The organism is Azospirillum sp. TSH64, assembly GCF_003116035.1.
Classification (GTDB): Bacteria; Pseudomonadota; Alphaproteobacteria; order Azospirillales; family Azospirillaceae; genus Azospirillum.
In genome coordinates this window covers 5,614,186-5,638,370 of record NZ_LGQW01000015.1, presented here as the reverse complement: position 1 = coordinate 5,638,370, position 24,185 = coordinate 5,614,186, and the positions used below count along the sequence as shown (strand labels likewise).

Genomic DNA, 24,185 nt, shown 5'->3' with positions numbered 1-24,185 from the left:
CGCCCGCTCGCCTCACCGCGTCAGAACCATCACCAGCCGCTCGACCGGCTCATCCTTCACCAGATGCGAGTCGACGATCTCGTCGATGTCCTCCGGGGTTTCCGGCCGGTACCAGATGCCTTCCGGATACACCACCATCAGCGGCCCGGCGGAGCAGAAGCCGAGGCAGCCGGTCATCGCCATGCCGACGTCGGCCAGCCCCTTGCCCTGGATTTTCTGATCGAGCCGCTGCCACAGCGGATGCGCGCCCTTGGCGGCGCAGCTGCCGCGCGGATGGCCGGGCGGGCGCTGCTGGGCGCAGCAGAAGACGTGGTGGCGGAAGGTCTGCGGAATATCGAGCGGCATCGGTCATGCTCCATAGCCATAAAAATTCTATGGGTAAGAAGCATGCCAGAATGCTGCGTTGCGGCAAGACTTTTGTGACGCTTCCAAGTCCCGGTGCCCATTGGCTTTCTCACATCACGAAACGCTTGGTCGGCAGAGCATTGGCGGTTAAGAATCCCCGGCAAGGGGCAATCCAGGAGATGCCGGTGCTGCTGAGCGGATCGGGGAAGGGCCAGCCGGGCGCGGTGCCGGGCTGGGTCGGTTATGCGCTGCTGCCGGTTCTCAACCTCGTCGCCGCCTTCGTGCTGTCGGGGCTGGTGATCCTGGTGATCGGCGAGAACCCGGTGGACGTGCTGTCGCTGCTGGTGTCGGAGGCCCTGGGATATCCCGAGGCCATCGGCTACACCCTCTATTACACCACCGACTACATCTTCACCGGACTGGCGGTCGCCATCGCCTTCCATTGCGGGCTGTTCAACATCGGCGGCGAGGGGCAGGCCTATCTGGGTGGGCTCGGCGCCGGGCTGGTGGCGCTGGCGCTGACCGGCTGGCCCTGGCCGGTGGTGGCCGTGCTGGCGGTGCTGGCTTCGGCCCTGTTCGGCGCCGCCTGGGCCTTCATCCCGGCGTGGCTCCAGGCCAAGCGCGGCAGCCACATCGTCATCACGACGATCATGTTCAACTTCATCGCCGCGTCGATCATGACCTGGCTGCTGGTGGACGTGCTGATCCGCCCCGGCAGCCAGTCGCCGGAAACCCGCGAGTTCGACCCCGGCGTCTGGCTGCCGTCGATGGACCGGGCGCTCGGCTGGTTCGGTATCGCGATTCCCGCCTCGCCGCTGAACCTGTCCTTCCTCTGGGCGCTGGCCTGCTGTCTGCTGTTCCACATCTTCCTGCGCCGGACCCGCTGGGGGTACGAGCTGCGGACGGTGGGCCGGAACGAACGGGCGGCGGTCTATGCCGGCATCTCGCCGGCGCGCAACATCGTCATCGCCATGCTGATCTCCGGCGCGCTCGCCGGCTTCGTCGGCGTGAACGAGATCCTGGGCGTGCAGCACCGGGTGATCCTGAACTTCACCGGCGGCGTCGGCTTTGTCGGCATCGCCGTGGCGCTGATGGGGCGCAACCATCCGGTCGGGATCATTCTGGCGGCCCTGCTGTTCGGGGTTCTGGCGCAGGGCGGCGGCCAGCTGTCCTTTGAATACCCCACGATCAACCGCGAGCTGGTGATGGTCATCCAGGGTCTGGTCATCCTGTTCGCCGGTGCGATGGAGAACCTGTTCAAGCCGCAGGTGGAGGCGCTGTTCCGCCGCCGCGGCACCGCCGCCGCCGAAACGGGGAGGAGCTGAGCGATGGAAGACGCGCTGCTTCTGGCGCTGCAGCTTCTGGGCGCCACCATCCGCGTGGCGACCCCGCTGGTGCTGGCCGCCTTCGCCGGCATGTATTGCGAGCGGGCCGGCGTGGTCGACATCGGGCTGGAAGGCAAGATGCTGGCCGGCGCCTTCTTCTCCGCCGCCGTCGCCTCGGCCACGCTGAACCCGTGGCTGGGGCTGCTGGCCGGCATCGCCGCCGGGGTGGCGCTGGCGATGGTCCACGGCTTCGCCTGCATCACCCACAACGGCAATCAGGTGGTGTCGGGCATGGCGATCAACATCCTGGTCGCCGGGCTGGCGCCGACGCTGGCCTATGCCTGGTTCAAGCAGGGCGGCCAGACCCCGCTGCTGCCCAACCAGGCGCGCATCCCCGCGGTGGAACTGCCGGGAGTGGAGGCGCTGTCCGGCATCCCGGTGCTGGGGCCGGTCTACCGCGAGCTGTTCAACGGCAACAACATCCTGATCTGGGTGACGCTGGTCCTGGTGATCGCCACCCATTGGGTGCTCTACCGCTCCCGCTTCGGGCTGCGGCTGCGGGCGGTGGGCGAGAACCCGGCGGCGGTCGACACCGCCGGCCTGTCGGTGGCGACGCTGCGCTATCAGGCGCTGCTGGTCACCGGCGTGTTGACCGGCATGGCCGGCTCCTATCTCTCCACCGGCCATGGCGCCGGTTTCGTCCGCGACATGACCGCCGGCAAGGGCTATCTGGCGCTGGCGGCTCTGATCTTCGGCAAATGGCGGCCGGGGCCGACCCTGTTCGCCTGCCTTCTGTTCGCCTTCACCGACGCGGTGCAGGTCCGCCTCCAGGGCGTGGTCCTGCCGGGCATCGGCGTCATCCCGGTTCAGTTCATCCAGATGCTGCCCTATGTGCTGACCGTCCTGCTGCTGGCCGGCTTCGTCGGCAAGGCCATCGCCCCCAAGGCGAGCGGCATTCCCTATGTGAAGGAACGCTGAGCCGATGGCCGACACCGCAGAGCTGCCGCAGCTGATCGAAGCGGCCCGCGCCGCGCGCGAGAACGCCCATGCCCCCTATTCCAAATTCAAGGTCGGTGCGGCGATCCTCGGCGACTCGGGCCGCATCTTCGCCGGCTGCAATGTGGAGAACGCGGCCTATCCGCAAGGACAATGCGCGGAATCGAGCGCCATCGGCGCCATGGTCACCGCCGGCGACCGCCGCATCCGCGCCATCGTCGTGATGGGTGGCGAGGCGGGGGCGGAGGAGATCTGCACCCCCTGCGGCGGCTGCCGCCAGCGCATCCGCGAATTTGCATCCCCGGACACGCCGATCCACATCTGCGACCCGGCCGGCCTGCGGCGGAGCTTTCCGCTGGAAACCCTGTTGCCCGAATCCTTCGGCCCCACCAATTTAGCCTTCTGAGCGGAGTTTCCCGACATGACCGCAGCCCGCGCCGCCGCGGACATCCTCCACCGTGCCTCCGGCCATCGGCCGCGGGTCGGCATCGTGCTGGGCTCCGGCCTGGGCGGCATCGCCGACCGCATCGCCAACGCGGTTGCCATTCCCTACACCGACATCGCCGGTTTCCCGATCCCCAGCGTGTCCGGCCATGCCGGTCGGCTGGTGGTGGGACAGCTCGGCGGGGTCGAGGTCGCCTGCATGCAGGGCCGCGTCCACGCCTATGAGGGCAACGGCTTCGATGCGCTGAAGACCGCGGTGCGGGCGCTGAAGCTGGCCGGTTGCGACACGCTGGTGCTGACCGCCGCCGTCGGCTCGCTGCGGCTGGAGGTCGGACCCGGCCGGCTGATGGCGATCAGCGACCATCTGAACCTGCTGGGCAGCAACCCGCTGACCGGTCCGAACGACGAAGCCTTCGGCGAGCGCTTCCCCAGCATGACCGATGCCTGGAATCCGGAACTGCGCGGCCTGCTCAAGGATGTCGCCGCCGGCCTGTCCATCGATCTGGCGGAGGGCGTCTATGCCGCCTATCCCGGCCCGTCCTTCGAGACGCCGGCCGAGGTGCGGATGATGAAGCTGCTGGGCGCCGACGCGGTCGGCATGTCCACCGTTCCCGAATGCATCGTCGCGCGCCATTGCGGCCTGCGGGTCGTCGGCTGTGCCGTCGTCACCAATCTGGGCGTCGGGCTCGGCGACGGGCCGGTCGACCATCACCAGACCCTGACCGCCGCCTCGGCGGCAGCCGCCGACCTGGAGCGCCTGCTGGTCGGCTTCCTCGAACGCCTGCATGAGAAGGACGGGTCCCGGTCATGAAACTGTCTGCCGACCTGCAAAGCGCGCTGGACGCCAGCGCCAACGCCCCGTCCGACGCCGATCTGGCGCGCCGTGCCGTGGGCATGCTCGACCTCACCAGCCTGAACGGCGACGATAGCGACCGCGTGGTGCAGGATCTCTGCGCCCGCGCCGTCACCCCCGTGGGGCCGGTCGCCGCCGTCTGCGTCTGGCCGCGCTTCGTCCCCACCGCGCGCAAGGCGCTGGAGGGCACGCCGGTGAAGATCGCCACCGTGGTCAATTTCCCGACCGGCGAGGCCGACGCCGCCTCGGTGGCAGCGGAGACCCGGCGGGCCATCGCCGACGGGGCGGACGAGATCGACGTGGTTCTGCCCTACAAGGCCTTCATCGACGGCGCCCGCACCCAGCCGATCAATGTCGTGAAGGCCTGCCGCGAGGCCTGCGGCGACAAGGTGCTGCTGAAGGTGATCCTGGAATCGGGCGCCTTCCCAGATGCCGACCTGCTGGCCTGGGCCTCGCGCGACGCCATCGCCGCCGGCGCCGACTTCCTGAAGACCTCCACCGGCAAGACTCAGCCGGCCGCGACCCTGCCGGCCGCGGCGGTGATGCTCGACAGCATCTATGAATCGGGCAAGAAGGTCGGCTTCAAGGCGTCCGGCGGCATCCGCGACGCGGCGGAGGCGGCGCGCTATCTGGCGTTGGCCGACCATATCCTGGGGGATGGCTGGGCCACGCCTCAGACCTTCCGCTTCGGAGCCTCCAGCCTGCTCGACGCGCTGCTGTCGGCCGCCGGTCATGGCGAGCAGGACGGCGAACGGGAGGGCGAACGCGAGCCTGCCCCGGCGGGAGGGTACTGAGGCATGCTTCCGCAGGAAATCGTCCGCGCCAAGCGCGACGGCCAGCCGCTGGACGCCGCCACCATCCAGGACTTCGTCCGCGGCCTCACCGACGGCCGCGTGTCGGAGGCCCAGGCATCGGCCTTCGCCATGGCCGTCTTCTTCCGCGGCATGAGCCTGGACGAACGGGTGGCGCTGACCCGCGCCATGCGCGATTCGGGCACGGTGATGGAGTGGAGGTCGCTCGACCTGCCCGGTCCGGTGATCGACAAGCATTCCACGGGGGGCGTCGGCGACAAGGTCAGCCTGATCCTGGCGCCGATGCTGGCCGCCTGCGGCGGTTTCGTGCCGATGGTGTCGGGCCGCGGCCTCGGCCACACCGGAGGCACGCTCGACAAGTTCGAGAGCATCCCCGGTTACCGCGCCAAGCCCGACAACGAGCTGCTGCGCCGGGTGGTGAAGGAGGTGGGCTGCGCCGTGATCGGCGCCACCGACGACATTGCCCCTGCCGACAAGCGGCTCTACGCCATCCGCGACGTGACGGCGACGGTCGAATCGCTCGACCTCATCACCGCCTCGATCCTGTCGAAGAAGCTGGCGGCCGGGCTGGACGCCCTGGTGATGGACGTGAAGTTCGGCAGCGGCGCCTTCATGCAGCGCTTCTCGGATGCCGAGGCGCTGGCCGATAGCATCGTCACGGTGTCGAAGGGAGCCGGCCTGCCGGCGGTGGCCCTGCTGACCGACATGAACGAGGTGCTGGGCCGCAGCGCCGGCAATGCGCTGGAGATGCTGGAATGCCTCGCCATCCTGCGCGGCGAACCGGCGGACCCGCGGCTCTACGAGGTGACGGCGGCGCTGGCCGCCGAACTGCTGGCGCTGGCCGGGCTGGCGCCGGACGCCGCGGCGGGCCGCGCGATGGCCGACCGCTCCATCGCCAGCGGTGAAGCGGCGGAGCGCTTCGCCCGCATGGTGGCGGCGCTGGGCGGGCCGGCCGACCTGCTGGAGCAGCCCGACCGCCATCTGGAACGCGCGCCCATCGTCCGCCCGCTGTTCGCCGAACAAGCTGGCTTCGTCGGCGCCATCGACACCCGCGGGGTCGGCATGGCGGTGGTTGCGCTGGGTGGCGGCCGGACCAAAACGACCGATGCCATCGACTTCGCCGTCGGCTTCGACGCGGTGGCCGGGTTGGGCGACGCGGTGGGACCGGGCGACCGTCCGCTGGCGATCCTGCACGCCCGCAGCGAGGCCCAGGCCGACGAGGCGGAACGCCGCCTGCGCGCGTCGGTCACGGTGACGGACACGGCGCCCGCGCGCGGGCCGCTGATCGCGAAGCGTCTGGGGTGAGGTGCACTTAACTCCTTCTCCCCCCTGGAGAGAAGGTCGGGATGAGGGGGGTCGGCGTAGCCGAAGAGAGCCACGAAGCGGATCCCCCTCACCCTAACCCTCTCCCCGGGGGGGAGAGGGGATCCGGGATGTGAGACAGGACCCTACCGCCGGAACAGGAACTCGCGGCCGACCTTCACGCGGCGCTCGCCGTCATACTCGATGATGTCGGCGGTCGCGTAGGTCTCGGTCCAGCGTTCGGGCAGGTAGCTGCCAGTGCCGATGATGTCCACCGGCGCGTTGGCTTCCGCCATCAGCCGGCACTTGGCCGGGCCGAAGCCGCTGCTGGCGACGATCTTCACCGCCGGGAAGCCGGCATCGTCCAGCCGTTCGCGAACGTAATGGATCGCCGCCGCCGACACGCCGGTGCCGATCAGGTAGCGCAGCTGCGTCTCGTCGCGATAGCCGCGGATGGCGTGCGGCGCATGTCGCTCCAGCACGGCGTAGGAGCCGGGCGGGTCCAGCCCCTCGACGAAGCGGCCGCCGGGGGTGTCGAGCCGCAGCGACAGCTTGCCCTGGGCGGCCAGTTGCGGGAAGCGGCGGCAGACCTCCAGCCCGTCGGTGATCTCGCGGCCGAAATAATCGACCAGCACGGTCAGGCCCAGGTCGGGGAAGGTCTCGTGGAACATCTCCGCCGCGCGCACGGTCGATCCGGCATAGCCGATCAGGGCGTGCGGCATGGTGCCCATGCCCTTCTCCTGACCGAAATAGGGGGCGGTGGCGTCGGTGGCGTTGCCGATGAAGCCCTTGGCGCCGACCTTGCGCTTCGCCCGGTCGGATCCGACGGAAGCGGCATAGGCCATCATCTCCGCCATCTCCGTCCCGGCACAGTGACGGGCGTCCATGGCGAGGAAGGCGACCTTCGGCAGGTCGGCGCACATGGTGAAGGCATTGTAGGCGGCGACGCTGGCCGGACCCAGCTTCTGCAACAGGATCGTCTCGCAATCGACCAGATGGTAGAAGGAGCCGGTGATGTACATGATCGGCTCGCCGGCGCCGACCCATTTGCCCTCGGGGTAGTTCAGCTCGATCTGGAAGCCGGTGTTGCGTTCGCGCGCCACCGCCTCCAGCCACTCCACCGCAAGGCGCGGGGCGCAGACCACGGGACGCCGCATGAAGATGGCATAGGTCACGGTCTTGTCGCCGAACTTGCCCACCGCTTCCTTCGTGCGGCGGAAATAGGTGTCCGTCCAGTCGGGAACCGAGGCGGAGGGCGGGAGAAGAGCCGTCGGCCCATGTCCGGCCTTCCGGCTGCCGGCCGCTTGGTTGCCAGCTGAACGGTTGTCGGTGTCGCTCATACCCGTCACCCTCGCCTTTCGCCCCTGTCTGCACATGGCTCTGCACATGGTTCCACGCATCGGTCTGCGCATGGCGTTGCAGTGCTTCGTCGTCATGGTCCGGCCCCCGGACAGGGCAGCCGGCCGGTTGTGTTGGTATCCCAGCATTATACGTCCCGGCCGGACGGGGGAAGAGGCTTCCCATCCGGCCAACCCGTGGTGGATGGCTGCGTTGCATTTTCTGCGGGAAGCAGGATTGCGGCCGTCATTGAATACATCGACTGCCGCCGAAGGCTACACCGCAAGTCCGCAGTCGAAATCCGGCCGTCCTTCGACAATCAAAGGAAAAATCCACTAAAATACCTTTATTTGACCTACCACTTCCGCGCTTTTAAGGTTTCACGCACCGGTTCGTCGGCAACATCCAGGCAGAGCGGAATGAGCAAGGCAGCAATGTCCGCGGAATTGGAATTCGCCGAATCCAACCGGAGCGGCCTGCCCTCCTTCGATGGCACCGGGAACCGGATCGTCCTGGCCTTGCTGGGTCTGATGCTCGCCTTTGCCGGCGCCGGGGTCGGCGGTGTGCTGCTGCTGCGTCCGGCCCCCGCCCAGGGCGCCCATCCTCCGGCGCGGGTCGAGCTTTCGCCAGCCGTCTATGCCGCCCTGCCCACTTTGACCATCACGCTGAACGACGGCCGCCGCCTGCAGGAATTGCGGCTGCGTGCCGTGCTGGAATTCGATCCGGCAACCCCGATGGAGGCGGTGACGCCCCACCTGCCGCGCATCGCCGATGCCATGGGCCGGCGCCTGCTGGAGGTCGATCCGGCCGAACTGCGCGGGGCCGACGGGCAGGTCTACATCAAGGACGCGCTGCGCTACGTCGCCAACAAGACCATGCGCCCGCTGAAGCTTCGACAAGTCCTGATCCAGGACATGCTGCTGCGCTGAGGGCGCGCTTCCCAACACCCCGCACCTCCCCATATGCTGCCGGTCCACAGTGAACAGGCCCCCCGACCGTTCGCAGGAACCGTCCGGGGGAATTGTTTGCAGGATCAGGGTCCAGTTGCGGAAGGAGACGGCCGTGGCCGAGTTCGATTTCGACCTCTTCACCATCGGGGCGGGGTCCGGCGGCGTCGCCGCCAGCCGGCGCGCTGCGTCCTATGGCGCCAAGGTGGCGATCTGCGAAGGCAGCCGCGTCGGCGGCACCTGCGTGATCCGTGGCTGCGTGCCGAAGAAGCTGCTGGTCTACGCCGCCCAGTTCCGCGACGGCTTCGAGGACTCCGCCGGCTATGGCTGGAGCGCGCCGATGCCGTCCTTCGACTGGGAAACGCTGATCGCGCGCAAGGACAGCGAGATCGACCGGTTGAACGGCATCTACATCAATATGCTGAAGAATTCCGGCGTCACCCTGTATGAGGGGTTCGGCCGGATCGTCGACCGCCATACGGTGGAGGTCGACGGCAAGCGCTACACCGCCCGCAACATCCTGATCGCCACCGGCGGCTGGCCGACGCTGCCGCAGGTGGAGGGGATGGAGCATGCCGTGACCTCCAACGAGGCGCTGCATCTGGAAACGCTTCCCCACTCCGTCCTGATCGTCGGGGGCGGCTACATCGCGGTGGAGTTCGCCAGCATCTTCCGCGGTCTGGGTGCGGAAGTGACTCTGATGATCCGCGGCGACGATCTGCTGAACGGTTTCGACGACGACATCCGCGTCGCCCTGGCGCAAGAAATGAGCAAGCGCGGCATCAACATCATCTCGCGCTGCAAGCCGGCGAAGCTCGAAAAGGGCCCCGGCGGCTATACCCTGACCGACCATATGGGCCGTGAACATTCCGCCGGTCTGGTGATGGCCGCCACCGGCCGCCGGCCGAACACGAAAAATCTGGGCCTGGAAGAGGTCGGCATTGCCCTGGACGAGGCCGGTGCGATCCCGGTCGACGAGTGGTCGCGCACCTCCGTCGACAACATATATGCCATCGGCGACGTCACCGACCGCATGGCGCTGACCCCCATCGCCATCGCCGAGGGCCGCGCCCTGGCCGAGACGCTGTTCAACGACAACCCGATGCACATCGGTTACGACAATGTGCCGACCGGTGTGTTCTCCCTGCCGCCGCTGGGCACCGTCGGCCTGACCGAGATGCAGGCACGGGAGAAGTACGCGAAGGTCGACATCTACAAGGCCGGCTTCCGTCCGATGAAGCACACCCTGTCCGGCCGCGACGAGCGGGTGCTGATGAAGCTGGTGGTGGACGGCGAAAGCCAGCGCGTGCTGGGCTGCCACATGATGGGCATGGACGCGCCCGAGATGATGCAGGCGCTGGCAATCGCGCTGAACTGCGGTGCCACCAAGCGCGATTTCGACCGCACCATCGCGCTTCATCCCTCCACCGCGGAGGAATTCGTGCTGATGCGCGAGAAGGCGGAGCCGGAAAAGAAAATCTGAGCGGACAGCCTTGCCGCAAGGCAGCGGCAAACCGTCCGCAACGGGGCCATGAGTGGAGTCCTCCGCTCATGGCACCCGGTGCATGCCAATAAGGACCGGAAATCCCTGGACCTTGACCGATTGTGGTACCTACCATGGCGGCACGAACAATTTTTCCAGGGAATGGCTCCAAACATGCGTGGAATTTTTGCAGCGGCTGCCTGCGTTGCGGCGTTCGCCTCGGTCGGTGCGGCTCAGGCCCAGACCAAGATCGGCGTGTGGGACGTCAAGATCGACAAGGACTGCGCCATCACGCAGGAGTGGAAGACGGACTCGAAGGACACCGCGACCATCGCCCTGGCCTATACCAACAAGGGCCAAGCGATGGTTCTGATCTTCGGCGATTCGGCCTGGAAGCTGAAGGAGAAGGAAGATCTCTCGATCTCCCTGTCGGTCGACAAGAAGTGGAGCGACAAGGTTCCGGGTGCCGCCATCGACAAGACGATGGCCGTCGTCGGCATCCCGGCGACCTCCAAGGCGATCGACGCCCTGATGAACGGCCGCGAGCTTTACATGGAGATCGACGGCAAGGGCGACGATTACGCCTACACCTATTACCTCGACGACACCCGCAAGGCTATTTCTGCCCTGGAAGCCTGCCGCGCCCAGGCGCAGTAAGGTTTCCGCCGACACAGGCCGGTGTCTTCGGACACCGGTCGGCAAGGACGCCCACCCGGATGTGAAATCCGGCGTGGGCGTTTTGCTTCACGATCATGGCCTATACGGGCTTCCTCTATACGGAAGGCAATCGTTCCCGCCGCCATTGTGATCCATCCGGCATAGCACTCCGAAACAGGCATTCTTCCTGGAACGCTTCTAAAAATCCTGGGTTGAGGACATGAAGCGATCCGGTCCGGACCCGGTCGCCCCGATCCGCGGCCCCTGCAAGGCGGGCCATCTGACCCAGGAGGAATTCCTCGCATGTTCATGCACAACAAAAAGCTCATGTACACGGTCCGCGTGTCCGAGCCGAATCCGGTGCTCGCCAGCCTGATGCTTGAACAGTTCGGCGGCCCACAGGGCGAGTTGGCCGCGGCCATGCGCTATTTCACGCAGGGTCTGGCCGATGAGGATCCGGGCCGCAAGGACCTGCTGATCGACATCGCGACCGAGGAATTGAGCCACCTTGAAATCATCGGGTCCATCGTGGCGATGCTGACCAAGGGCGCCAAGGGCAAGCTGGCCGAGGGTGCGGAGGCGACCGCCGACCTGTACGCCAACATCACCCAGGGCAATGGCAGCCACACCCTGTCGCTGCTGTATGGCGGCGGTCCGGCCCTGGTGAATTCGGCCGGGCATCTGTGGACAGGCGGCTATATCGACAGCATCGGCGAACCGACGGCCGATCTGCGCTCCAACGTCGCGGCGGAAGCGCGCGCGAAGATCATCTACGAGCGCCTGATCAACGTCACCGACGATCCGGGCGTGAAGGATGCACTGGGCTTCCTGATGACCCGCGAGATCGCCCACCAGAAGAGCTTCGAAAAGGCGCTCTACGCCATCGACAACAACTTCCCGCCGGGCAAACTGCCGGGCAAACCGGAATACACCGACAAGTATTACAACACCAGCCAGGGCGAGGGCGACATGCGCGGCCCCTGGAACCAGGGCGCCCAGTGGGAGTTCGTGGACGTCAAGATGGGCGACGCCCCGGTCAACGGCGGCGACGGCAACCCGACGGTCAAGCTCGCCGCGTCGGAACTGGCGGCAGTCAATGCCGTGGCCGCCCGCACCATGTCGAAGCCGGACTCCGATCCGCTAACCGGCGCCGACCTGGGCGCCGGGCCGGGCGCTGGCAAGACCAAGAGCACCACCTGAGGCTAATGGCGGAGGCTGATAACAGGCTCCTCCGGCATCGCCGTCCCCGTCACTGTGCGGGGACGGCGGCCTCTTGCTCGCGCCTGTGCAGGCCCATCAGCCAGATCAGCAGGCACAGGGCCGGAATGGCGCCGGCCATCGACAGCAGGAAAAAGCTGACCCAGTCCATCCGCTCCGCCAGCCAGCCCGACGAGGCGCCGAACAGGTCGCCGCCCAGCTTGTACAGGCTGGACAGCAGCGCATACTGGGTCGCCGTGTAGGCGACGTTGCACAGGCTGGACAGATAGGCGACGAAGGCCGAGGTGGCGATGCCGCCGCAGACATTCTCCACCGCCACGGTGACCGCCAGCATCGACACGTCGTTGCCGCTCCAGGCCAGCAGGACATAGCCGAAGTTCGACACCATCTGCAGGATGCCGCCGATCATCAGGCCGCGCAGTACGCCGACCTTCCCCACCAGCAAGCCGCCCAGCAGGCCGCCGGCGATGGTCGCCCACAGGCCGAACAGCTTGCTGACGTTGGCGATCTCCACCTTGGTGAAGCCCAGGCTGATGTAGAAGGTCGAGGACATCTGGCCGGCCAGAACCTCCCCCAGCTTGTAGCTGGCGATGAAGGCCAGGATCACCACCCAGCCGCGCCGCTCCGTGAACTGGGCGAAGGGCGCCACCACCGCACCATAGATCCAGGCGAGAAGCACGGCGCTGCGGCCCGACAGATGCGGCCGGCGGCCCAGCCATTCGGCGATCAGTTTTTCGCGGGCGTTCGGCGGCGGCTCCTTCGGTTCGCGGCACAGCAGGACGGTCGCCATGCCGACCAGGACCAGCCCGGCCATCACCTCGTAGGCCGTGCGCCAGCCGTGGAATTGCGCGATGTAGAGGGCGCCCGCCCCCGCCGCCATCATGCCGAAGCGATAGCCCAGCACCAGAACCGCCGCACCGGCGGCCTGCTGGTTCTCCTCCAGCACCTCGACGCGATAGGCATCGACCACGATGTCCTGGCTGGCCGAGCAGAAGGCGACCAGCACCGCGCACATGGCGGTCCACCACAGATCCTGCCCCGGATCGGTGGTCCCAAGCCCCAGCAATGCCGCGATCAGCGCCGCCTGCGCCGTCAGCGCCCAGCCGCGACGACGCCCGAACAACCGCGTCATCACCGGCAGGCGCAGCCGGTCGATCAGCGGCGCCCACAGGAATTTCAGCGCATAGGGCATGGTGACCAGCGCGAACAGCCCGATGTTGGTCCGGCTGACGCCCTGCTCGGTCAGCCAGACATTCAGCGTGGCGCCGGTCAGCGCCAGCGGCAGCCCTTCGGAGAAACCGAGGAACAGGATCGCCAGCACGCGCGGGTCGCGGTAGACCGCCAGGGCCTGCCCCCAGGAGGACAGGCGCGTTGTCCGCCAGGATGTCGGTTTCACCGGGAAGGCTCCTCTCGGGGGATGGTCCATTGCCCCCGATGTATAAAGGCCGCGGGCATCCGCCGCCAGCGGCCCCTGCCGATCCGGTCCCTGCCCATCGGGCAGGAGCACGAGGGTCCGACGCGAATTTCCTTTCATCTGAAATCACCCCCGGTGGCAGGCGGCCTATGCCCGCGGCACAGCATTGCCGGCAAGGGAGCCGAAACTATGGAAAAGTTTCCTCGAGTCGCGCTATAGAGTACCTCCCACGGGTTCAGCCGCCGGTCGTTCGCCGCCCGCCCGGCCCCCGTTCCGCAATCGTCAAGGAAGAGCAGGCGCGTCATGGTCGAGCGTTGGACACCCGCCAGTTGGAGGACGAAACCGGCGAAGCAGTTGCCGACTTATCCCGACCTGTCCAAGGTCGAGGCGGTCGAACAGCGCCTGTCCTCCTATCCGCCGCTCGTCTTTGCCGGCGAGGCCCGCCGTCTGAAGGCCAAGCTGGCCGAGGCCGCCGCCGGCCAGGCCTTCCTGCTGCAGGGCGGCGATTGCGCCGAGAGCTTCGCCGAGTTCCACCCCAACAACATCCGCGACACCTTCCGCGTCCTGCTGCAGATGGCCGTGGTGCTGACCTTCGGCGCCTCGATCCCGGTCATCAAGGTGGGCCGCATGGCCGGCCAGTTCGCCAAGCCGCGCTCGGCCGACATGGAGACCATCGACGGGGTGGACCTGCCGTCCTACCGCGGCGACATCGTCAACGGCTTCGACTTCACCAGCGACGCCCGCGTTCCCGATCCGGAGCGCATGATGCAGGCCTACACCCAGGCCGCCGCGACGCTGAACCTGCTGCGCGCCTTCGCCCAGGGCGGCTATGCCGACCTGCACAAGGTCCATCAGTGGACGCTGAGCTTCGTCGAGAAGTCGCCGGCCGGCGAGCATTTCCAGGAGCTGGCCACCCGGCTCGACGAGACGCTGGCCTTCATGGCCGCGTGCGGCATCACCGCGGAGACCACCCCGCAGATCCGCGAGACCGACTTCTTCACCAGCCATGAGGCGCTGCTGCTGCCGTTCGAGCAGGCGCTGACCCGCGTCGACAGCACCACCGGCGACTGGTACGACGTGTCGGCCCACATGCTGTGGATCGGCGACCGCACCCGCCAGCCCGACGGCGCCCATGTCGAGTTCCTGCGCGGGGTGAAGAACCCCATCGGCCTGAAGTGCGGCCCGACCACCGACCCGGACGAGTTGATCCGCCTGATCGACATCCTGAACCCGACCAACGAGGCCGGGCGCCTGACGCTGATCGTGCGCATGGGCTCCGACAAGGTGGCGGAGAAGTTCCCGCCGCTGCTGCGCAAGGTCCAGCGCGAAGGCCGCACGGTGGTGTGGTCCTGCGACCCGATGCACGGCAACACGATCAAGTCGACCACCGGCTACAAGACCCGCCCCGTCGAGCGGGTTCTGGCCGAGGCCAGAGGCTTCTTCGAGGTGCATCAGGCCGAGGGCACCCATGCCGGCGGCGTGCATTTCGAGCTGACCGGCCAGGACGTGACGGAGTGCACGGGCGGCGCCCAGGCGATCACCGATCACAATCTGGCCCTGCGCTACCACACCGCCTGCGATCCGCGCCTGAACGCCAGCCAGTCGCTGGAACTGGCGTTCCTGCTGTCGGAGAAGCTGAAGGAAGGCCGCCAGTCCCGCGAGGCCCGGCGCCGCGCCGCGGTGGCGGCTGAGTAAGCATCGTTTCGGCAAAAAGAAAAGGGGGCGTTTCCGCCCCCTTTTTTCATGTCCCGATTACCGTTCGATTTCCTTGTTCCAGCGCTGGTTCCAATCCGGGCGCTTCTCGTTGATGACGTCCCAGTCCACCGTGACGGCGTTCTTCATGTAGCCCTGGAACTTGTTCATCTCGTCGGCGACGTCGGCCGGCGCGGTGACCTTGGTGTTGGACGGGATCTGCGCGCCGTACTGCAGGGCGGCGAGCTGCGCCTCCGGCCCGAGCAGGTAGGCGGCCAGCTTCTGCGCGGCCTCGTTGTCCGGGTTCTTGGCGACGACGCACTCGCCGACCATAAGGACGACCGAGCCTTCCTTGGGCTGGGCGTATTCCACCGGAATGCCCTTGGCCTTCAGGCTGCCGACGCCGGTCGGGGTCAGCGGGAAGATGGCCGCCTCGTTGGTCTGCACCATCTCGGCGATCTTGGCCGAGCTGGGGATGTATTCCAGCACGTTCGGGCCGATGGTCTTGCGCCAGGTGGTGAAGCCCGGATCGACATTGCCCTCGGTGCCGCCCTTGATGCGGTTGTACATCAGGAAGGCGTGCAGGCCGAAGGAGCTGCTGGCGGCCGACTGGACGACGATCTTGCCCTTGTACTTGGGATCAGCCAGATCCATCCAGCTGGTCGGCGGCGCCCAGCCCTTCTCGTCGAACATCGCCTTGTTATAGGCGAGACCGGTCATGCCCATGTTGACGCCGACCGCCATGTCGCCCTTCAGGCGCGCGGACTGGTAGACGTCGTTCAGCACCGGCGAGCTGTCCATCTTCTGGCACAGGCCCATGCCGATGGCGCGGTACATCAGCCCGTCGTCCAGGAAGACGACGTGCATCTGCGGATTGTCCTTCTGGGCCTGCAGCTTGGCCAGGATGTCGGACGAGGTGCCGGGAACGACCACCACCTTGATGCCGGTCGCCTTCTCGAAGGCGGGGAAGACATGCTCGGTGTAGGTCTTCTCCATCGTGCCGCCGTTCATGCCGATGTAGACCGTCTTGGTCTGGGCGGCGGCGGGGGTGGAGAGGGCGGCGGCGGCCGTGATGGCAACCGTGGCGAGACCGGTGAGCGACAGGGAACGCAAGGTGGGCATGCACGTCCTCCAAGGGGCCAAGGGATGGGATCTTAAGCGGTCGGTGTGAAGCGGTCGATGCGGAAGGGCTCCAGCGGCATCGGCGTCCCGCCGGTCGTGACCAGTTCGGCCAGCGTCTGGCCGACGCCGGGGCCGATCTGGAAACCGGCGCCGGAGAAGCCGAAGGCGTGGAACAGGCCGGGCGTGGTGCGGCTGGGGCCGACGATCGGGTTGCGGTCGGGCGTGTAACCCTCCACCCCGGTCCAGCAGCGGATGACGTGGGCGTGGCGCAGCTGCGGGAACAGCTCCGCCGCGTCGCGCATCAGGGTCAGCACGGCGTCGCGCTGCGGCCGGGCGCGGTCGGCATCCAGCGCGAAGCCGCGCCCGCCGCCGACCACCATGTTGCCGCGCGGCACCTGCCGGCCATAGACGCCGCCGCCCTCCACCCCGATGTTGACGTCGAGGAAACGGGGCAGCGGCTCCGTCACCGCCATGTTGGGATGGAGCGATTCCAGCGGCACCGGCTCGCCGAAGGCTTCCGCCACCCGCCGGGACCAGGCTCCGGCGGTGTTCAGCAGGAAGCGGGCGCGCACCTCCAGAACGTCGCCGCTGAGCAGGACGAAGCGGTCGCCGTCCTTCTCGACCCGGTCGACCGGCGTCTGTTCGCGCACCACCGCACCCAGCCTGGCAGCGGCACGGGCGAAGGCGGGGGAGACGAGGCGCGGGTTGGCGTGACCGTCCTCCGGACAGAGCGAGCCGCCGATGGCCCGGTCGCCCAGCGCCGGCCAACGGCGGCGGAACTCCTCGCCCGTGACGATCTCCAGCCCGAGACCGAAACCCTGGCTGCGCTCGCGGTAGTCGATCAGGGAGGCAAGATCGGGTTCGCTGCGCGCCAGCTTCAGATGGCCGGAGCGGATATATTCGGCGTCGGTGCCCAGCAGCTCCGGTAGGCGGCCCCAGATGGCGTGGGCGCGCTGGGACAGCGGCAGTTGCTCCAGTGGGCGGCCCTGCCGGCGCACGCCGCCGAAATTGACGCCGCTGGCCTTGGCGCCGCACCAGTCGCGTTCCAGCAGCGTCACCGACAGGCCGGCCTGCCGCAGGAACAGCGCCGCCGACCCGCCGACGATCCCACCGCCGACGATGGCGACATCGCACTCGATCCGTTCCCGCATCACGCGACCTCCCGCCGCTCGGCACCGGCGGAGACCGGCAGCGGCTTGATCGGCGGCTGCGCCCGCAGGCGCCCCACCCCATCCGGCCCGGTGCCGAGCGTGCGGGACAGCAGCTCCACCGTGGTGGCGCTGCACATGCGGCCCTGGCAGCGGCCCATGCCGGCACGGGTCAGCGCCTTGGCGCGGTTCATCTCGCGGGCCTGTCCGCTGCGGGCGACCTCGCGCACCGCACCGGCGGTAATGCCTTCGCAGCGGCAGATCATCGTGTCGTCGGCAATCGCGTCGGCCCAGTCCGCCGGGAAGGGGAAGGCGGCCGACAGGCTGCGGCGGAAGGCGGCGATGCGGGCGAGCCGGCCGTCCAGCTCCTTGACCCTTGCGGCTTCGACCGGCAGCCCGCGATCCTCCAGCAGGGCCAGCGCCGCGCGCTCGCCCGCCAGTTCCGCCGCGTCGGCACCGGCAATGCCGCTGCCATCGCCGGCCAGATAGACGCCAGCAACCGAGCTGCGCCCTGCCCCGTCCCGCTCCGGCAGCCAGGCCCGGTCGGCCTCGTCGAAGCGGAAGCGGCAGCCGGCGAGGTCGGCCAGCTGGGTTTCCGACCGCAGACCAAGCCCGAAGGCGACGGCGTCGCAGGAGGTGCGCCGTTCCTGCCCACGGGCATCGCGCCAGACCAGCGCATCGACCCGCTCCGCACCCTCGGCACGCACCGGACGGACGCCGTTGTGGATCGGCACGCCGTGGGCGCGCAGCCAGCCGACGAACAGCAGCCCCTTCGCCAGCGTCGCCGGGTCGCGCAGCATGCCGGCGGTGGCGCGGGCCTGGGCGGCGAAGGGCGTGGTGTCGAACACCCCCGCCACCTCGACGCCTGCCTTCAGATACTGGTAAGCGACCAGATAGAGCAGCGGCCCGGTGCCGAGGAAGGCCACCCGCCGGCCGACGGCGCAGCCCTGGAACTTCAGCGCGACCTGCGACCCGCCGAGCGTGAAGACGCCGGGCAGGGTCCAGCCGGGGAAGGGCAGCACGCGGTCGGTGGCGCCCGTCGCCAGGATCAGATGGCTGAAGGGCAGAGTCTCGCTCGCCCCATCGCTCAGCAGGTCGAGCGCGCCTGCCTCGCAGTTCCACACCAGCGTGCGTGGACGGTAGTCGACCCGGTCGCGGATCGCCGCCATGGCACGGTGAACCGCGTCGGCCTTACCGGCCTCGAACCCATACAGCGCGCTTTTCGGCCGGGTGAAGCCGCCATCCGGAGGCTGGCGGTAGATCTGGCCGCCCCAGCGCGCCGCCTCGTCGACCACCACCGGGCGCAGGCCGGCGGCGACCAGCCGTTCCGCCGCGCGGATGCCGGCCGGGCCGGCGCCGACGATGACGGGAGGGAGAAGAGATTCGCTCACTGCGTCCACTCCCCGCCGCTCACGAGGCGCATGCCGTCGGCGATGAAGGTGCCGCAGGCGCGCAGCCGCTCGCCCTCCTCCGTCCGCACCCAGCAATCCTGGCAGGCGCCCATCATGCAGAAGCCGGCGCGCGGGGTGTCGGCGAATTCCGTCCGGCGCAGCCGGTCGCCGTTGGTGAGCATGGCCGTCAGGATGGTGTCGCCCTCGAGCGCCTCCACCGGACGCCCGTCGAGGGTGAAGCGGACCACGCGCCGGCCCTGTTCGGCCACACGCTGCAGCAAAGCCATGATGACTGGTCTCCGAGGAGAGGACGGCCGGAGCGGACGCTCAGTGCTGGCCGACCAGGATGCGGTCCAACCCATAGACACGGTCGAGCAGAAGCACGGCGACCGCGGTGATGCCGATGATCAGCGCCGAAACCGCCGCCATCATCGGGTCGATGGATTCGGTGGCGTACATGTACATCCGCACCGGCAGCGTCACCGTGGACGGCGAGGTGATGAAGATGGACATGGTCAGCTCGTCGAAGCTGTTGATGAAGGCGATCAGCCAGCCGCCGGTGACGCCGGGCAGGATCATCGGCAGAGTGACGCGGCGGAACACGGTGGCCTCGCTGGCGCCGAGCGAGAAGGCGGCCTGTTCCACGCTACGGTCGAAGCCGGAGATGGCGGCGATCAGCAGGCGCATCACATAGGGGGTGACGATCACCATATGCGCCGCCACCAGCCAGCCGAAGCTGCCCGCGGCGCCGACGACGGCGAACAGCCGCAGCATGGCGACGCCCAGCACCAGATGCGGGATGATCAGCGGCGACAGGAACAGCGCATTGAGGAAGCCGCGGCCGGGGAACTCCCAGCGCGTGATGGCGAGCGAGGCCGGCACCGCCAGCGCCACCGCCAGCGTCGCCGACAGCACGGCGAGCCACAGGCTGTTCCAGAAAGACTGGACGAAGTCCGGATGGTGGAACACCGCCTCGAACCAGCGCAGCGAAAAGCCCCTGGTCGGCAGCGACAGGGTGTTTTCCGGCGTGAAGGCGACGAGGCAGACGATCACCAGCGGCGCCAGCATGAAGATGACGACGAGAGTGTGAAAGAACAGGGCGGCGGGTCCGTTGCGGGTCATGGCGTCCTCACCCCAGCCGGCGGCGGTAGTGGCCTTCCACCATGCGGTGGTAGGTCAGCATGATGATCAGGTTGGCGGCGAGCAGGATGACGGCGACCGCCGCCCCCATCGGCCAGTTGAGGTCGCTGAGATACTGGTCGTAGACCACGGTCGCGACCATCTTCAGCCGCCGTCCGCCGAGCAACCCTGGGATGGCGAAGGCGCTGGCGCTGAGGCCGAAGACGATCAGGCTTCCAGACAGGATGCCAGGCAGGACCTGCGGCGCCACCACGCGGACAATGGCCGTGGCGCGCGAGGCGCCGAAGGACAGCGCCGCCTGCTCCACCGCCGGGTCCAGTTTCTGCAAGGAGGTCCAGACCGGGATGACCATGAAGGGCAGCATGACGTGGACCAGGGCCACCACCACCGTGCCCTCGCTGTAGAGCAGCTTCATCCGGCCGATGCCGAGCGCGATCAGCGCCCCGTTGACCGGCCCCTCCGGCCCCAGCAGCATGCTCCAGCCGAAGGCGCGGACGACGACCGACACCAGCAGCGGCGCCAGGATCACCAGCAGGAAGATGGAGCGCCAGGGATTGCTCATCCGGCTGAGGATGTAGGCTTCCGGCACGCCGATCACCACGCAGATGGCGGTCGCCAGCGCCGAGATCCGGAAGGTGCGCAGGAAGATTTCCAGGTAATACTCGTCGGTCACCACCGCCAGATAATGCTCCAGCGTGAAGCCGCCGGTGCGCCCGGTCGCATAGTCGAACTGGTTGAAGGACAGCAGCGCCGTCAGGAACAGCGGGGTCAGCACCAGTGCTGCGAACAGCAGCGCCGCCGGGCCCGACAGGAACAGCGGGGCGGTCGGGAACCGGCGTTCCGGCGTCTCCTCACCCGGCGAGGCCGGGGCGGCATCGGGAAGGGTTGCGCTCATCCCGTCACCTCAAGGGCAACATCCGGCGCCTCCGCCATGGCGCCGCGATGGACGCGGACGACCGACGGCGACCATTCCAGCCCGACCGGGGCGCCCTGCTCCGCCGGGGTGGAGCCATCGTTCGGCGTCACCACCATCAGCGTGCCGAGCGGCCCGTCGATGTGATAGAGCCACTGGCTGCCCAGGAAGAAACGGTCGGCGACGCGGCCGGTCAGCAGCCCGCCCGCCGGTGCTGCCAGATGCAGCTTTTCCGGACGGATGCACAGCGTCACCGTCTCGCCCACCGACAGGCCGGGGGTTTCCACCGGCACGGCGATGCCGGCCAGCGACACCGTGGCGCCGGCGCCGGTCGCGGTGACGACCTTGCCCGGCAACAGGTTGGTTTTGCCGACGAAACGGGAGATGAATTCCGTCTCCGGATGCTCGTAGATGCGGTAGGGCTGGTCGATCTGGGTGATGCGCCCGGCCTCCATCACCACGACGCGGTCGCTGATCGAGAAGGCTTCCGCCTGGTCGTGGGTGACCATGACCGTGGTGGTGCCGACCTTGCGCTGGATCTCGCGCAGTTCGAACTGCATCGCCTCGCGCAGCTTGGCGTCCAGGTTCGACAGCGGCTCGTCCAGCAGCAGGACCGGCGGACGGATGACGAGCGCGCGGGCCAGCGCCACGCGCTGCCGCTGGCCGCCCGACAGCTCGCGCGGGTAACGCTTGGCGTAGGGGGAGAGGTGGACCAGCGACAGCGCCTCTTCCACCCGCGGCTTGCGCTCGCCCTTGGGCACGCGCTGCATCTCCAGGCCGAAGCTGACATTGTCGAACACGGTCATGTGCGGGAACAGCGCGTAGCTCTGGAACACGATGCCCAGCCCGCGGCTGTTCGCCTTGGCCCGCGTGATGTCGCGCCCGTCCAGCCGGATGGTGCCGGCCGACGGTTCGACGAAACCGGCGATCATCTGAAGGGTCGTGGTCTTGCCGCAGCCCGAAGGCCCGAGCAGCGAGACGAATTCGCCCTTCTCCACCGACAGCGACACGTCGCCGACCGCGGTCAGCGGGCCGTAACGCTTGGTGATGTTTTTCAATTCGAGGAACGACACGGGGGGAATTCTCCCTCTTGCGACAATTGGCCTCGGTCTCCGGGCCTCACCTGTTGCCTGAATGGTTCCGCCGCACCCCCTGTCGCGTCAATCCGCTTTTTCCACCAACAGAAAAGATTTTGCAAAAGCTTCCGATATACGGAATAGATGGGGCGGCCAACATCACCGATTTTCAGAACGGAGCCAAACATGACCGCCGACCTCCGCCGCAGGGCAAAAGGGAGTGCGGGTGTCGAGAGCGCCGGCGCCGAAACTGCCGGCAGCGACGAGGCGGGCAGCAAGTCCAGCCTGCAACGCGGGCTGGCGATCCTGCGCCTGCTGGCCTCCTCCAACGAGGCGGGGGCGCGGCTGACCGACATCTCCCGCGCGCTCGACCTCACCCCGCCGACCGTCCACCGCCTGCTGAAGATCCTGGTGGAAGAGGGGATGGCGGAGGCGGACAAGGCGACCAAGCGCTACCGGCTGGGCATCGACCTGTTCGGGCTGGCGGCGCAGGCCGGCAACCCGAACAACCTGCGCGACATCTGCCGGCCGATCCTGCTGCGCCTGTCGGCGACCCTGCGCGACACCATCTTCCTGCTGGTGCGCAGCGGCTTCGATGCGGTGTGCCTGGACCGCAGCGAGGGGCCCTTCCCCATCCGCTCCTTCACCGGCGACATCGGCGGCCGGGTGACGCTGGGCGTCGGTCAGGGCAGCCTCGCCATCATGGCGTTCCTGCATGCGGAGGAGCGGGAGGAGGTCATCCGCTTCAACCTGCCGCGCATGCAGGGCGTCGGCATCATCGACGAGGTCTATCTGCGCACGGAAATCGCGCGGGTGCGCGATCTCGGTTATGCCAGCCGGTCCACCGGCCTGCTCCCCGGCATGTCGGGCGTGGCGGTTCCGGTGCTGGACCGCGACGGCTACGCCGTGGCGGCGCTCAGCGTCGGCACGATCAGCGAGCGTCTGAACGAGGAACGGCTGCCGGTGGTGGTCGACATCCTGAAACGCGAATCCGCTGCGATCAGCCGCCAGTTGAACCCCTTCGACCCCGTCCTGCGCCGTCCCGCCGCGATCCTGGGCGGCGGCCCGGCATGAAGGGCGTGAAGAAGGCCGATTTGCCGACCAAGACCTGCCCGGTCTGCAACCGTCCTTTCACTTGGCGGAAGAAATGGGAGCGGGTGTGGGACGAGGTGAAATACTGCTCCGACCGCTGCCGCGGCGACGCCCGCAAGCGCGAGGGCGCACGGCAGGACGACGCGCCGCGATCCTGACCGGATCGTCAGGAAGATTTGCCCTTTATTCAATCACATGCCAGCATTCTGACCAGCCGGAGGCATCTGCCTGCGAGATGGGCGGCGCTCCCGGCCGATGGCATTTCCGTTGCATTCGAAATGGCGGCCGCACGGGTCCATGGATTTACGGGCACATTCCCGAGTATTCATGAGCTTGGCGGCTCGGCCATACTGCCGCCGGTAACGGCGGCCAACGATACGCGACCAACGATACTCAGCGACGAAGGGGACTTATGATGTCGGTTCGGGGGATGGGGGATCGGGCGATGAACGTCTTTGGGAAGGCGGCCGGGGGTATGACGCGCCGTGCGGTGCTGTGCGGTGTGGCCGCGGTTGCCTTCGCGGCGACGGCCGGCGGCTCCCTGCCGGCATTTGCGCAAAGCAAGGTGAAGGTCGCCGGCGTCTACACCGTGCCGATCGAGCAGCAGTGGGTCAGCCGCATCCATGTCGCGCTGAAGGCCGCCGCCGACCGCGGCGACATCGAGTATGTCTGGGCCGAGTCGGTCGCCAACACCGATTATGAGCGCGTGATGCGCCAGTATGCCGAAGCCGGCCAGCAGCTGGTCTTCGGCGAGGTGTTCGGGGTGGAGCGCGCCGCCCGCGCCGTCGCCAAGGACTATCCGAAGACCGCCTTCGTCATGGGCTCCAGCTTCAAGCCGCAGGAGCCGAACTTCTCGGTCTTCGACAACTACATCCAGGAGCCGGCCTATCTCTCCGGCATGGTCGCCGGCGGCATGACCAAGTCGAACGTCATCGGCATGGTCGGCGGCTATCCGATCCCCGAGGTGAACCGCCTGATGAACGCCTTCATGGAAGGCGCCAAGGAGGTCAACCCGCAGGTCAAGTTCTCGGTCAGCTTCATCGGCTCCTGGTTCGACCCGCCGAAGGCCAAGGAAGCCGCCTTCGCCATGATCGACCGCGGCGCCGACGTGATGTACGCCGAGCGCTTCGGCGTGTCGGATGCCGCCAAGGAGCGCAAAGTGCTCGCCATCGGCAACGTCATCGACACCCAGCCGCAATATCCCGACACCGTCGTCGCCAGCGCGCTCTGGCACATGGAGCCGTCGGTGGAGCGCGCCATCGCCGCGGTGAAGGCCGGCAGCTACAAGGCCGAGGATTACGGCCCCTACAGCATGATGGCGCACAAGGGCTCCAGCCTGGCGCCGCTCGGCACTTTCGAGGCGAAGGTCCCCGACGCCGTCAAGGCGAAGGTGAAGGAGCGCGAGCAGCAGATCCGCGACGGCAAGTTCACCGTGAAGGTCAACGATGCCGAGCCGAAGTCGACGATGTGACACCCG

Annotated in this window: 24 protein-coding genes; 14 read left to right on the top strand and 10 right to left on the bottom strand. The window is 67.9% G+C overall.

All coding sequences use genetic code 11. The features are described from left to right. Nucleotides 1-12: 12 nt before the first annotated feature. Nucleotides 13-345 (bottom strand): (2Fe-2S) ferredoxin domain-containing protein, encoded by a 333-nt coding sequence (locus TSH64_RS26975; protein ID WP_109449796.1) that lies wholly within the window; start codon nt 343-345, stop codon nt 13-15. A 185-nt stretch (nt 346-530) separates the two neighbouring features. On the opposite strand from TSH64_RS26975, the gene TSH64_RS26970 reads away from it, so the two are divergent. From TSH64_RS26970 to deoA, 6 genes are read left to right on the top strand one after another with little or no spacing between them, the layout of a single operon-like run. Further along, entirely contained in the window at nt 531-1,670 is a 1,140-nt protein-coding gene (locus TSH64_RS26970; RefSeq protein ID WP_109453069.1) for an ABC transporter permease, read from the top strand. A 3-nt stretch (nt 1,671-1,673) separates the two neighbouring features. Next, a complete protein-coding gene (locus TSH64_RS26965) occupies nt 1,674-2,648 on the top strand; it encodes an ABC transporter permease (RefSeq protein WP_109449794.1) in 975 nt (324 codons plus the stop codon). A 4-nt stretch (nt 2,649-2,652) separates the two neighbouring features. Continuing rightward, a complete protein-coding gene (cdd, locus tag TSH64_RS26960) occupies nt 2,653-3,072 on the top strand; it encodes a cytidine deaminase (protein WP_109449792.1) in 420 nt (139 codons plus the stop codon). Nucleotides 3,073-3,087: 15 nt separating this feature from the next. Continuing rightward, a complete protein-coding gene (locus TSH64_RS26955) occupies nt 3,088-3,921 on the top strand; it encodes a purine-nucleoside phosphorylase (protein WP_109449790.1) in 834 nt (277 codons plus the stop codon). Then, nucleotides 3,918-4,757, top strand: coding sequence for a deoxyribose-phosphate aldolase (gene deoC, locus TSH64_RS26950; RefSeq protein ID WP_109449788.1), 840 nt, complete (start codon nt 3,918-3,920; stop codon nt 4,755-4,757). The genes TSH64_RS26955 and deoC overlap by 4 nt, the downstream gene beginning before the upstream one ends. Before the next feature lie 3 nt (nt 4,758-4,760). Further along, nucleotides 4,761-6,080 (top strand): thymidine phosphorylase, encoded by a 1,320-nt coding sequence (deoA, locus tag TSH64_RS26945; protein ID WP_109449786.1) that lies wholly within the window; start codon nt 4,761-4,763, stop codon nt 6,078-6,080. 143 nt (nt 6,081-6,223) lie between these two features. Here deoA and TSH64_RS26940 read toward each other — a convergent pair whose 3' ends face one another. Next, nucleotides 6,224-7,417: a nicotinate phosphoribosyltransferase gene (locus TSH64_RS26940; RefSeq protein WP_247873170.1), complete on the bottom strand. Its 1,194-nt coding sequence runs from the start codon at nt 7,415-7,417 to the stop codon at nt 6,224-6,226. Nucleotides 7,418-7,849: 432 nt separating this feature from the next. Here TSH64_RS26940 and TSH64_RS26935 point away from each other — a divergent pair, with 432 nt between their 5' ends. The 4 genes from TSH64_RS26935 to TSH64_RS26920 all read left to right on the top strand — a co-directional run bounded on the left by TSH64_RS26935 (nt 7,850) and on the right by TSH64_RS26920 (nt 11,702). Then, nucleotides 7,850-8,344, top strand: coding sequence for a flagellar basal body-associated FliL family protein (locus TSH64_RS26935; RefSeq protein ID WP_247873169.1), 495 nt, complete (start codon nt 7,850-7,852; stop codon nt 8,342-8,344). Nucleotides 8,345-8,477: 133 nt separating this feature from the next. Next, entirely contained in the window at nt 8,478-9,845 is a 1,368-nt protein-coding gene (gene gor / locus TSH64_RS26930; RefSeq protein WP_109453064.1) for a glutathione-disulfide reductase, read from the top strand. A gap of 174 nt (nt 9,846-10,019) precedes the next feature. Next, complete coding sequence (locus TSH64_RS26925; protein WP_109449783.1) at nt 10,020-10,502, top strand: hypothetical protein; 483 nt, start codon at nt 10,020-10,022, stop codon at nt 10,500-10,502. Nucleotides 10,503-10,805: 303 nt separating this feature from the next. After that, on the top strand, nt 10,806-11,702 hold the full coding sequence (locus tag TSH64_RS26920) for a manganese catalase family protein (protein WP_109449782.1): 897 nt from the start codon (nt 10,806-10,808) through the stop codon (nt 11,700-11,702). A gap of 49 nt (nt 11,703-11,751) precedes the next feature. Here TSH64_RS26920 and TSH64_RS26915 read toward each other — a convergent pair whose 3' ends face one another. After that, complete coding sequence (locus TSH64_RS26915) at nt 11,752-13,116, bottom strand: AmpG family muropeptide MFS transporter (protein WP_247873168.1); 1,365 nt, start codon at nt 13,114-13,116, stop codon at nt 11,752-11,754. A 321-nt stretch (nt 13,117-13,437) separates the two neighbouring features. Between TSH64_RS26915 and TSH64_RS26910 the strand changes: the two genes are divergently transcribed. Next, nucleotides 13,438-14,829 (top strand): 3-deoxy-7-phosphoheptulonate synthase class II, encoded by a 1,392-nt coding sequence (locus TSH64_RS26910; protein WP_109449780.1) that lies wholly within the window; start codon nt 13,438-13,440, stop codon nt 14,827-14,829. Nucleotides 14,830-14,886: 57 nt separating this feature from the next. Here the strand turns inward: TSH64_RS26910 and TSH64_RS26905 are convergent, their stop codons facing one another. Genes TSH64_RS26905 through TSH64_RS26875 form a run of 7 tightly spaced genes read right to left on the bottom strand, consistent with a single transcriptional unit; the run spans nt 14,887 to nt 21,613 of the window. Further along, a complete protein-coding gene (locus TSH64_RS26905) occupies nt 14,887-15,948 on the bottom strand; it encodes an ABC transporter substrate-binding protein (RefSeq protein WP_109449779.1) in 1,062 nt (353 codons plus the stop codon). A 32-nt stretch (nt 15,949-15,980) separates the two neighbouring features. Further along, nucleotides 15,981-17,099: an FAD-binding oxidoreductase gene (locus tag TSH64_RS26900; protein ID WP_109449778.1), complete on the bottom strand. Its 1,119-nt coding sequence runs from the start codon at nt 17,097-17,099 to the stop codon at nt 15,981-15,983. Further along, complete coding sequence (locus tag TSH64_RS26895) at nt 17,099-18,487, bottom strand: FAD/NAD(P)-binding oxidoreductase (protein WP_109449776.1); 1,389 nt, start codon at nt 18,485-18,487, stop codon at nt 17,099-17,101. Before TSH64_RS26895 ends, TSH64_RS26900 begins: the two co-directional genes overlap by 1 nt. Beyond that, a complete protein-coding gene (locus TSH64_RS26890; protein WP_109449774.1) occupies nt 18,484-18,774 on the bottom strand; it encodes a (2Fe-2S)-binding protein in 291 nt (96 codons plus the stop codon). The genes TSH64_RS26895 and TSH64_RS26890 overlap by 4 nt, the downstream gene beginning before the upstream one ends. Before the next feature lie 40 nt (nt 18,775-18,814). Further along, complete coding sequence (locus tag TSH64_RS26885) at nt 18,815-19,609, bottom strand: ABC transporter permease (RefSeq protein ID WP_109449772.1); 795 nt, start codon at nt 19,607-19,609, stop codon at nt 18,815-18,817. 7 nt (nt 19,610-19,616) lie between these two features. Next, entirely contained in the window at nt 19,617-20,522 is a 906-nt protein-coding gene (locus TSH64_RS26880) for an ABC transporter permease (RefSeq protein ID WP_109449769.1), read from the bottom strand. Beyond that, complete coding sequence (locus TSH64_RS26875; RefSeq protein WP_109449767.1) at nt 20,519-21,613, bottom strand: ABC transporter ATP-binding protein; 1,095 nt, start codon at nt 21,611-21,613, stop codon at nt 20,519-20,521. The genes TSH64_RS26880 and TSH64_RS26875 overlap by 4 nt, the downstream gene beginning before the upstream one ends. A gap of 189 nt (nt 21,614-21,802) precedes the next feature. Here TSH64_RS26875 and TSH64_RS26870 point away from each other — a divergent pair, with 189 nt between their 5' ends. The 3 genes from TSH64_RS26870 (at nt 21,803) to TSH64_RS26860 (ending at nt 24,179) form a co-directional block, all read left to right on the top strand. Continuing rightward, nucleotides 21,803-22,690 (top strand): IclR family transcriptional regulator, encoded by an 888-nt coding sequence (locus TSH64_RS26870; RefSeq protein WP_199237673.1) that lies wholly within the window; start codon nt 21,803-21,805, stop codon nt 22,688-22,690. After that, a complete protein-coding gene (locus tag TSH64_RS26865) occupies nt 22,687-22,866 on the top strand; it encodes a DUF2256 domain-containing protein (protein WP_109449765.1) in 180 nt (59 codons plus the stop codon). The genes TSH64_RS26870 and TSH64_RS26865 overlap by 4 nt, the downstream gene beginning before the upstream one ends. Before the next feature lie 317 nt (nt 22,867-23,183). Next, nucleotides 23,184-24,179 carry a BMP family protein gene (locus TSH64_RS26860; protein WP_109449763.1) on the top strand — a complete coding sequence of 332 codons (996 nt, stop codon included), beginning with the start codon at nt 23,184-23,186 and terminating at the stop codon, nt 24,177-24,179. Nucleotides 24,180-24,185: the final 6 nt, after the last annotated feature.

Excerpts from the sequence above, each read along its gene's own strand:
- TSH64_RS26890 (WP_109449774.1), bottom strand. The coding sequence starts at position 18,774 with ATGGCTTTGCTGCAGCGTGTGGCCGAACAGGGCCGGCGCGTGGTCCGC.
- deoA (WP_109449786.1), top strand. The coding sequence starts at position 4,761 with ATGCTTCCGCAGGAAATCGTCCGCGCCAAGCGCGACGGCCAGCCGCTG.
- TSH64_RS26920 (WP_109449782.1), top strand. The coding sequence starts at position 10,806 with ATGTTCATGCACAACAAAAAGCTCATGTACACGGTCCGCGTGTCCGAG.
- TSH64_RS26910 (WP_109449780.1), top strand. The coding sequence starts at position 13,438 with ATGGTCGAGCGTTGGACACCCGCCAGTTGGAGGACGAAACCGGCGAAG.
- cdd (WP_109449792.1), top strand. The coding sequence starts at position 2,653 with ATGGCCGACACCGCAGAGCTGCCGCAGCTGATCGAAGCGGCCCGCGCC.
- TSH64_RS26885 (WP_109449772.1), bottom strand. The coding sequence starts at position 19,609 with ATGACCCGCAACGGACCCGCCGCCCTGTTCTTTCACACTCTCGTCGTC.
- TSH64_RS26870 (WP_199237673.1), top strand. The coding sequence starts at position 21,803 with ATGACCGCCGACCTCCGCCGCAGGGCAAAAGGGAGTGCGGGTGTCGAG.
- TSH64_RS26905 (WP_109449779.1), bottom strand. The coding sequence starts at position 15,948 with ATGCCCACCTTGCGTTCCCTGTCGCTCACCGGTCTCGCCACGGTTGCC.
- TSH64_RS26865 (WP_109449765.1), top strand. The coding sequence starts at position 22,687 with ATGAAGGGCGTGAAGAAGGCCGATTTGCCGACCAAGACCTGCCCGGTC.
- deoC (WP_109449788.1), top strand. The coding sequence starts at position 3,918 with ATGAAACTGTCTGCCGACCTGCAAAGCGCGCTGGACGCCAGCGCCAAC.
- TSH64_RS26975 (WP_109449796.1), bottom strand. The coding sequence starts at position 345 with ATGCCGCTCGATATTCCGCAGACCTTCCGCCACCACGTCTTCTGCTGC.
- TSH64_RS26880 (WP_109449769.1), bottom strand. The coding sequence starts at position 20,522 with ATGAGCGCAACCCTTCCCGATGCCGCCCCGGCCTCGCCGGGTGAGGAG.
- TSH64_RS26925 (WP_109449783.1), top strand. The coding sequence starts at position 10,020 with ATGCGTGGAATTTTTGCAGCGGCTGCCTGCGTTGCGGCGTTCGCCTCG.
- TSH64_RS26935 (WP_247873169.1), top strand. The coding sequence starts at position 7,850 with ATGTCCGCGGAATTGGAATTCGCCGAATCCAACCGGAGCGGCCTGCCC.
- TSH64_RS26860 (WP_109449763.1), top strand. The coding sequence starts at position 23,184 with ATGACGCGCCGTGCGGTGCTGTGCGGTGTGGCCGCGGTTGCCTTCGCG.
- TSH64_RS26940 (WP_247873170.1), bottom strand. The coding sequence starts at position 7,417 with ATGAGCGACACCGACAACCGTTCAGCTGGCAACCAAGCGGCCGGCAGC.
- TSH64_RS26955 (WP_109449790.1), top strand. The coding sequence starts at position 3,088 with ATGACCGCAGCCCGCGCCGCCGCGGACATCCTCCACCGTGCCTCCGGC.
- TSH64_RS26965 (WP_109449794.1), top strand. The coding sequence starts at position 1,674 with ATGGAAGACGCGCTGCTTCTGGCGCTGCAGCTTCTGGGCGCCACCATC.
- TSH64_RS26900 (WP_109449778.1), bottom strand. The coding sequence starts at position 17,099 with ATGCGGGAACGGATCGAGTGCGATGTCGCCATCGTCGGCGGTGGGATC.